The sequence below is a fragment of the Mesorhizobium sp. M7A.F.Ca.CA.001.04.2.1 genome (genome assembly GCF_003998485.1).
In the GTDB taxonomy this organism is placed as follows: Bacteria; Pseudomonadota; Alphaproteobacteria; order Rhizobiales; family Rhizobiaceae; genus Mesorhizobium; species Mesorhizobium ciceri.
Genome location: NZ_RZQT01000198.1, coordinates 1 through 8,239, shown reverse-complemented (window position 1 = coordinate 8,239; position 8,239 = coordinate 1). Strand labels below are relative to the sequence as shown.

General features: G+C 60.6%; 11 protein-coding genes and 1 pseudogene. 5 read left to right on the top strand and 7 right to left on the bottom strand.

All coding sequences use genetic code 11. The annotated features are described in order from the left end of the window. Positions 1-98: 98 nt before the first annotated feature. Positions 99-566: an Lrp/AsnC family transcriptional regulator gene (locus tag EN955_RS32510; RefSeq protein ID WP_013532311.1), complete on the bottom strand. Its 468-nt coding sequence runs from the start codon at positions 564-566 to the stop codon at positions 99-101. A 138-nt stretch (positions 567-704) separates the two neighbouring features. Here EN955_RS32510 and hppD point away from each other — a divergent pair, with 138 nt between their 5' ends. From hppD to EN955_RS32495, 3 genes are all read left to right on the top strand, one after another. Further along, positions 705-1,817: a 4-hydroxyphenylpyruvate dioxygenase gene (hppD, locus tag EN955_RS32505; protein WP_024505598.1), complete on the top strand. Its 1,113-nt coding sequence runs from the start codon at positions 705-707 to the stop codon at positions 1,815-1,817. A gap of 62 nt (positions 1,818-1,879) precedes the next feature. Beyond that, positions 1,880-2,107 carry a type II toxin-antitoxin system prevent-host-death family antitoxin gene (locus EN955_RS32500; RefSeq protein WP_013532313.1) on the top strand — a complete coding sequence of 76 codons (228 nt, stop codon included), beginning with the start codon at positions 1,880-1,882 and terminating at the stop codon, positions 2,105-2,107. Beyond that, entirely contained in the window at positions 2,104-2,478 is a 375-nt protein-coding gene (locus EN955_RS32495; protein ID WP_024505599.1) for a type II toxin-antitoxin system VapC family toxin, read from the top strand. The genes EN955_RS32500 and EN955_RS32495 overlap by 4 nt, the downstream gene beginning before the upstream one ends. A 27-nt stretch (positions 2,479-2,505) precedes the next feature. Here EN955_RS32495 and EN955_RS35745 read toward each other — a convergent pair. From EN955_RS35745 to hmgA, 5 genes and pseudogenes are all read right to left on the bottom strand, one after another. Further along, a pseudogene (locus tag EN955_RS35745) lies at positions 2,506-2,601 on the bottom strand (damage-inducible protein DinB); the annotation flags it as partial. Positions 2,602-2,605: 4 nt separating this feature from the next. Beyond that, positions 2,606-2,893 carry a hypothetical protein gene (locus EN955_RS32485; protein ID WP_024505600.1) on the bottom strand — a complete coding sequence of 96 codons (288 nt, stop codon included), beginning with the start codon at positions 2,891-2,893 and terminating at the stop codon, positions 2,606-2,608. 4 nt (positions 2,894-2,897) lie between these two features. After that, positions 2,898-3,911 (bottom strand): fumarylacetoacetate hydrolase family protein, encoded by a 1,014-nt coding sequence (locus EN955_RS32480; protein WP_013532316.1) that lies wholly within the window; start codon positions 3,909-3,911, stop codon positions 2,898-2,900. Then, the gene (locus EN955_RS32475) at positions 3,908-4,795 is read right to left on the bottom strand and encodes an MBL fold metallo-hydrolase (RefSeq protein ID WP_032899759.1); all 888 of its coding nucleotides are present in this window, start codon (positions 4,793-4,795) and stop codon (positions 3,908-3,910) included. Before EN955_RS32475 ends, EN955_RS32480 begins: the two co-directional genes overlap by 4 nt. An 11-nt stretch (positions 4,796-4,806) precedes the next feature. Beyond that, complete coding sequence (hmgA, locus tag EN955_RS32470) at positions 4,807-6,120, bottom strand: homogentisate 1,2-dioxygenase (protein WP_024505602.1); 1,314 nt, start codon at positions 6,118-6,120, stop codon at positions 4,807-4,809. Between the two features lie 87 nt (positions 6,121-6,207). Here hmgA and EN955_RS32465 point away from each other — a divergent pair, with 87 nt between their 5' ends. Both EN955_RS32465 and EN955_RS34985 read left to right on the top strand, forming a co-directional pair. Further along, positions 6,208-6,681 (top strand): MarR family transcriptional regulator, encoded by a 474-nt coding sequence (locus EN955_RS32465; protein WP_024505603.1) that lies wholly within the window; start codon positions 6,208-6,210, stop codon positions 6,679-6,681. Positions 6,682-6,826: 145 nt separating this feature from the next. After that, on the top strand, positions 6,827-7,054 hold the full coding sequence (locus tag EN955_RS34985; RefSeq protein WP_024505604.1) for a hypothetical protein: 228 nt from the start codon (positions 6,827-6,829) through the stop codon (positions 7,052-7,054). A 286-nt stretch (positions 7,055-7,340) separates the two neighbouring features. On the opposite strand, the gene tdh is transcribed toward EN955_RS34985, so the two are convergent. Next, positions 7,341-8,239, bottom strand: an 899-nt coding sequence (tdh, locus tag EN955_RS32455; protein ID WP_127223538.1) for an L-threonine 3-dehydrogenase, incomplete at its 5' end; no start/stop codon positions are given.

Sequence of the window (8,239 nt, the reverse complement as noted above, 5' to 3'; positions counted from 1 at the left end):
ATCCAGCAGTCGAAGGGTTGAACGGCCCTTCCGTCATTAGGCTGGCGATCCTTCACACCCCCTCTGGCCTGCCGACGTATCAATGATATCCGCTCAGATTAAATCGGCAGCGCGCCGGTTTCCTTCAGCGTCTCCAGCACGATCGCCGTCTTCACGTGCTGCACGGATTCGTGCGGCAGTAGCACGCCGTTGACGAATTCCGACAATGATTTGAGATCCGGCGTCACCACTTTCAGGATGTAGTCCATCTCGCCGGTCAGCGCGTGCGCTTCCTGCACTTCGGGCAGCCGCGCCACCAGTTCGCCGAAGCGCCTTGCATTGTCGCGATTGTGGGTGGCGAGCGTGACCGAAATGACGTTGACCAGGGAAAAACCGAGCTTGTCGCGGTCGAGAACGGCGCGATAGCCCCTGATGAAGCCGTCCTCCTCCAGCCGCTGACGGCGGCGCGAGCATTGCGACGCCGACAGGTTCACCCGCTCCGAAAGATCGTTGTTGGTCAGCCGCGCATCACCCTGCAACAGTGCCATTATCTTGCGGTCGAACTGGTCAATGCGCGCCTCATCCATGGCTTTCCCTTACATCATGCACGCTTCACGCATGACATCATCATTTCAAGCGTTTGAATGCAAGCACCGTGCGCCTCCTCCGCGTTATCATCGTGTCAAATCGCCTTTTCAGGCCAGGCCAGCTTTCGGAGGAATATTATGGGTCCCTTCCCGCACGACGCCCCGCCCGCCAGGATCAGCAAGGACAACCCGGCCGGCACCGATGGGTTCGAGTTCGTCGAATTCGCGCATCCGGAGCCGCAAAAGCTGGCTGAGCTGTTCACCCGCATGGGCTATATCGCGGTGGCCAAGCACCGCACGAAGGACATCACCGTCTGGCGCCAGGGCGACATCAACTATGTCGTCAATGCCGAACCCGGCTCGCATGCGATGAAGTTCGTCGACAAGCACGGCCCTTGCGCCGCCTCGATGGCCTGGCGGGTGGTCGACGCCAAACACGCCTTCGATCATGCCGTTGCCAAGGGTGCCACACCTTACGAAGGTGCCGACAAGGCGCTGGACGTGCCGGCGATCGTGGGCATTGGCGGCTCGCTGCTCTATTTCATCGAGACCTACGGCAAGAAGGGCTCGGCCTATGACGCCGAGTTTGAGTGGCTGGGTGCGCGCGACCCGCGGCCGGAAGGCGTCGGCTTCTACTATCTCGATCACCTGACCCACAATGTCTATCGCGGCCAGATGGACAAATGGTGGGATTTCTACCGCAACCTGTTCGGCTTCAAGCAGATCCATTTCTTCGACATCGACGGCAAGATCACCGGCCTGGTCAGCCGCGCCATCACCTCGCCCTGCGGCAAGATCCGCATTCCGCTCAACGAGTCCAAGGACGAGACCAGCCAGATCGCCGAGTACCTGAAGAAGTACAATGGCGAAGGCATCCAGCACATCGCCGTCGGCACCGACGAAATCTACGAGGCCACCGACAGACTGGCCGAGAACGGGCTGAAGTTCATGCCCGGCCCGCCTGAAACCTACTACGACATGTCGTATGACCGCGTGAACGGCCATGACGAACCGATCGAGCGGATGAAGAAGCACGGCATCCTGATCGACGGCGAAGGCGTCGTCGACGGCGGCATGACCAAGATCCTGCTGCAGATTTTTTCGAAAACCGTGATCGGGCCGATCTTCTTCGAGTTCATCCAGAGGAAGGGCGACGAAGGTTTTGGCGAAGGCAATTTCCGCGCGCTGTTCGAATCGATCGAGCAGGACCAGATCAAGCGTGGCGTGATCAAGGTTCAGGCGGCGGAATAGCCATCGAACTCACTTGCGGCCCGGCCAATTATGACCTAAATTCTGGTCATAAGAGGTCGTCTATGAATATCCCCATGGCAAAAGCGAAGGCTCAGCTTTCCGAATTGGTGAAACGTGCCCAGGCTGGCGAAGAGATCCATCTGACCCGACATGGAGAGGTTGTCGCAACCTTGAGCGCTCCCGTTCGGGCTGGTGGGAGCAAAGGCTTGCTTGGCGCCCTGAAAGGCCAGATTTGGATATCGGATGATTTTGATGAACTCGGTCCCGAATGGGACGAGTATATTAAATGAGCCGCAGATATCTGGTCGATACCCATATTCTGCTTTGGGTACTCAACGCCGATTCACGTCTTTCGGATCATCATCGCGATATCTTTCTCACAGGCAAGGATGTGATCGTCAGCGCCGTCTCGGTGGCCGAGATCGCCATCAAGAAATCGCTCGGCAAAGTGACGCTCACAGGCGACATCGTGGACCTCCTGCGATCGAACGGGATTCCGATTCTCGGCGTAAACGAACTACACGCGGCGAGACTTGAACATCTGCCGCTTCACCACCGCGATCCCTTCGACCGCCTGCTTATTGCGCAGACCCAAATTGAAGGCCTGACGTTGATCTCCGCGGATCGGCAATTTTCAGCCTATGACGTCGTATTGGCCTGATCGCCCAAGCCCAGCCGCTTGACCTCTTTCGCCGGGCTGAAGAGACAATACCGCGCGGTAGAGTCGGTCGTTCGACCAGAGATTGTTGCCGGCCATGCTGCGCGGGTAGTCGGGCAGGCTCATCACGTCATCCGGTTGACCGCGACAGATACAAGCCCGCCCACATAACGACAAATCCAGCAAGAACGATCAGCAGCAACCAGTTCATACGCCGACGCATGCTCTGCGTTTCCGCGTCCCGCGCGACGGCCATGTTGGTGACGGTGTGGAACATCATCGCCTTGCGCGGAAAGCCGCTGCGGTTGGTCAGGTCGGGCGATCGCGCCTCGATGCGATAGCTCAGCCGGATCGCCTGGATAAAGACCGCCAGTATGGCGAGTGCCCAGACTCCAGCCAGCAGATAGACCCCCGTCATGCCCTCACCTCTCGTATTTCTCGACCTTCTGTTCGATGGCGCCGAAGATCGAATGCCCGGTTTTGTCCTTCATCTCGATGCGCACCGTGTCGCCGAAGCGCAGGAACGGCGTTTTGGGTTCGCCCGACACAATGGTTTCGATCATCCGCAGTTCGGCGATGCAGGAATAGCCGGCGCCACCGGCCGAGACAGGCTTGCCCGGCCCGCCGTCTAGCTTGTTGGAGACGGTGCCGGAACCGATGATCGTGCCGGCGGCCAATGGCCGTGTCCTTGCTGCATGAACGATCAGCGCAGGAAAGTCGAAGGTCATGTCGATACCGGCATTGGCGCGGCCGAACGGCTTGCCGTTGAGATCGGCAAGCAGCGGCAGGCTGACCTTGCCGCCGTCCCAGGCATCACCCAGTTCGTCCGGCGTCACAGCGACCGGCGAAAACGCCGAGGACGGCTTTGATTGGAAAAAACCGAAACCTTTCTCCAGTTCCGGTCCGGTGAGCGCGCGCAACGTAACGTCGTTGACCAGCATGACCAGTCGGATCGCTGCCTTTGCTTCTTCGAGGCTTGCACCCATCGGCACATCGTCGACGATGACAGCGACCTCGCCCTCCATGTCGATGCCGAAGGCTTCGTCAGCCGTGCGGATCGGATCACGTGGCGGAATGAAAGAATCCGAGCCGCCCTGGTAGATCAGCGGGTCGGTCCAGAAGCTCGCCGGCATCTCGGCGCCGCGCGCTTTGCGCACCAGCTCGACATGGTTCACGTAAGCCGAGCCATCGGCCCATTGATAGGCACGCGGCAGCGGCGAATGGGCGTCATGTTCGTGGAAGCGCTCCGCCGGCATCGCATTGTTCTCAAGCGATTCCGCTATTGTCGCGAGATGCGGGGCGATGCGCCGCCAGTCGTCGAGCGCCGCCTGCAGCGTGCGAACCAGGAACGAGGCGTCGGTGAAGCGTGTCAGGTCGCGCGAGACGACGACGAGTTTCCCGTCGCGCGTCCCGTCCTTCAATGTGGCAAGCTTCATGCGGTTTCCTCTCCTGCTGCAGCTTTGGCGCTGCTTAAGCCCACAACAAGACCGTCGCGGGCGATCGTCAAGTCGCCGTTCCAAGTTTTCCTGACAGCGGCAGTCCAGTCGGCCTCGCCTATCAAAGAATCGTCGGCCGGGATGAGATGGTTGAGCACCAATCTCTTCACGCCGGCATCGCTTGCGATGCTGCCGGCTTCTTCGGCAAAGCTGTGGCTGGCGAGCAGATGCTCTCTGAGCCGCGCACCATTGCCGGTCCTGGCCACCAGTCGCTCGATGCCTTCTTCCAGCATGGCTTCGTGGACGAGGATGTCGGCGCCTCGGGCAAAATCGGCGAGCGGCGGATAAAAGGCCGTGTCGCCGGAGAACACCACGCTTTTGGCGCCATGCTCGAAGCGAAGCGCAAAACAATCGGTCACCGGCGGATGCTCGACGCGCAGCGCCGAAACCGTCAAGCCGCCCTGCGCGACCACCTGGCCTTCACCGAATTCGCTGATCGACACCAGATCGCGAATATCCGGCCGGCCTTCGTCAACGATGCGGATCTCGATGTCGAACTCCATCGCCTGGCAAAAGCGCCGCCAGTAATGACCGGTGCCGGGCGGGCCGAACACGCCGACGGGCGTCGCGAGGCCCGCCGTCCAGGCGGTGTGGATCAGCGGCCCCAGTTCCAGCACATGGTCGGAGTGCAGATGCGTGATGAAGATCAGGTCGAGCGACTTCAGGCTGATGCCGGCATCGACCAGACCACGCGTCACGCCAAGGCCGCAGTCGACGACGATGCTGCGGCCGCCGATCTGCAGCAGCGACGAACTCGGCCATGGACCACCCGGCCGCAATGCCGGGCCACCCTTCGAGCCCAAAAGCACCAGCCGGTCCGGCATTGGCTCGGTGCTCAAGACCAGTCGCCCTCGGGGGTGCCGTTGAAACGCTTCTTCAGGTCGGCCCAGCAGTCGATGTAATTGTCCTGCCGGGTTTCGAGCTCGGCGCCGTAGCGGGTCAGCATCTGCGGAAATCGGGTCTCGAACATGAAGGCCATGGTGTTGTCGAGCTTGACCGGTTTCAGCTCCGCGCGCGAGGCCTTTTCAAAGCCAGGCGCATCCGGCCCATGGGCCAGCATCAGATTGTGCAGGCTGATGCCGCCGGGCACGAAACCTTCTTCCTTGGCGTCGTACTGGCCGTGGATCAGGCCCATGAACTCGCTCATGATGTTGCGGTGGTACCAGGGCGGCCGGAAGGTATCTTCGGCCACCAGCCAGCGCGGCGGAAAGATGACGAAGTCGATGTTGGCCGTGCCCTCCTCGCCGCTCGGCGCGGTCAGCACCGTGAAGATCGACGGGTCGGGATGGTCGAACAGCAGCGCTCCGACCGGTGAAAAGGTCGCCAGATCATATTTGTAGGGCGCGTAGTTGCCGTGCCAGGCAACGACATCCAGCGGCGAATGGCCGATCTCGGTGACATGGAAATTGCCGCACCATTTCACGATCAGCCGGCACGGCGTTTCCTTCTCCTCGAACCAGGCGCAAGGCGTCTTGAAATCGCGTGGGTTGGCCAGGCAATTGGCGCCGATCGGGCCGCGATCGGGTAACGTCAGCTTGGCGCCGTAGTTCTCGCAGACGTAGCCGCGCACTTCGGCGTCGACCAGCTCGACCTTGAAGACCAGACCGCGTGGCAACACCGCGATCTCGCCGGGCCGCAGCTCAATGACGCCCATCTCGGTGACGAAGCGCAATGCGCCGACTTGCGGCACGACCAGCAACTCGCCGTCGGCATTGAAAAAATGATCGTCCGCCATCGAGGTGTTGGCGACATAGACATGCGCCGCCATGCCGGTCTGCCCGAGCACGTCGCCAGCGGTTGTGATGCTGCGCATACCGGCGATGAAATCGGTCGGCTCCTTCGGCATCGGCACCGGGTTCCAGCGATACTGGCCGAGCGCCAGTTCATGATCGCCGACATTGGGCGCACTCTTCCACAAGGGATAGCTCGCCGCCTTGAAGCGGCCGGTGTGCTTGACGCTCGGCCGGATGCGGTAGAGCCAGGACCGCTCATTGGTGCCGCGCGGCGCGGTGAAGGGCGAGCCTGAAAGCTGCTCGGCATAGAGGCCGTAGGCCGGCCGCTGCGGCGAATTCCGTCCCTGCGGCAACGAGCCGGGCAGCGTCTCGGTCTCAAAATCGTTGCCGAAGCCCGGCATATAGGAAAAGGCCATTGCTTCCTCCCGAAATGGATATCAATTGACCAAACTGGTTTCATTTGTAACCATCGAAAATGTAACCATCAATGGCGGCTTTGAAAAATGGCGATCAGGAGCGAAGCGTCCGACGCGGCTGAAATTCTCAATCTGGAAAACTTCCTGCCCTACCGGCTCTACCGGCTTGCCGACGCCGTCAGCCGCGAATTTTCGAGGATATACAAGGACAGCCATGGCCTGACGCGGCCGGAATGGCGCACCCTTTCGGGGCTGGGGCAGCATGGAACGATGACTGCGACCGAACTCGGCGAGCAATCGGCTATGCACAAGACCAAGGTTTCACGCGCCGTGGCTGAACTCGAGCGGCGGCGCTGGTTGATGCGGACACCTGATGAGAAAGATCGCCGTATCGAACATCTGACGCTGACCGGAACGGGGCTTGCCGCCTATCGCGAGATGGTGCCGCTGGCGAAGGCGTTCGAACGGGATTTGCTGGCAAGGCTCAGCGCTGAAGAGCGCACGGCGATCACCAGCGGACTGGCTGCATTGGAGACCAGTCTGGTCCCGAGCAAGAGTTAGTCCAAGATCAAGCCAATCACTCTGAACGACGGAGTTCGAGCGAGACTGCGTGGAAACTCCCGAAGCATAGCATTGCTTTCGATTTAATCGTGATTTGCGTTGTCAGGCCGCGTATAATGCCCATCATACCGACAGGAGGACTACGATGAGCATTCGCACATTAAGTGTCCTGGTGACGCTGCTTGTAGGCACCTGCACATTTGCGCAGGCGCAGCAGACAAAGCCGATGTCGATCGAAGTGTTCCCTTTCGAATTGGAGGACAAGAGCGCCGGGGCGGGAATAATTCCCCCGGATGAATATGACAGGCGCTATCTGTCGGAATCAGCACAGTTGCTAAGGACATGCTCTCCCAGTCTGGGCGTTTTACAGTAATTGATGTGCCGGCGAGGGATACACAGGCCACGGCGCCGCACGGATTGCGCAACTGCGCTGGTTGTGAAGGCCCGATTGCCAAGGAGCACGGCGCGTCGCTTGCCTTGCTTGGCGTCGTAACGCGCGTCAACCGAACAGAACATACTATGTTCATTCGCATCCTTGACGCCGAAACCGGGAAACATGTTTCGGAGGGGTTTACCGATCTTCGCATGGGTGCGAACTACGCGTGGCCCCGCTCCGTGAAATGGCTGATGAAAAACAGAATTCTGCGTTAGGGCGGCATCTACCAATCCATCACCACCTTGCCGGAACTGCCGCTGCGCATTGCATCGAAGCCGGCTTGGAAATCGTCGATGCCGATGCGGTGCGTGATAAGCCCGGAAACATCCAGCGGCCCCTGCACCAGCGCGATCATCTTGTACCAGGTCTCGAACATCTCGCGGCCATAGATGCCCTTGAGATGCAGCATCTTGAAGATGACCTTGTTCCAGTCGATCTCGAAACCGGTCGGCGCGATGCCCAGAATGGCGATCTTGCCGCCGTTGTTCATGGTGTCGATCATGTCGCGGAAGGCGGGGGCCGCGCCCGACATTTCGAGGCCGACATCAAAACCCTCGGTCATGCCGAGTGCCGGCATGACATCGCGCAGCTTTTCCTTGGACGCGTCGACGACATGCTGGACGCCGAGCTTTTTCGCCAGCGCCAGCCGCACCGGATTGATGTCGGTGATGACGACTTTTCGCGCGCCGACGCATTGGGCGACGAGCGCGCCCATGATGCCGATCGGCCCGGCGCCGGTGACCAGCACGTCCTCGCCGACCAGATCGAAGGAGAGTGCGGTGTGCACGGCATTGCCCAACGGATCGAAGATGGCGGCGATCTCGTCCGGCACATCATCGGGGATCGGCACGACGTTGTGCTGCGGGATAGCCAGATACTCACCGAAGGCGCCCGGACGATTGACGCCGACGCCGAGCGTGTTGCGGCACAGATGCCCTCGCCCGGCGCGACAGTTGCGGCAATGACCGCAGACGATGTGGCCCTCGCCCGACACGCGCTGGCCGACCTTGTATTCGGTGACCGCTGCGCCGAAATCGGCAACGGTGCCGACGAATTCATGGCCCGTCACCATCGGCACCGGCACCGTCTTCTGCGCCCACTGGTCCCAATTGTAGATGTGCA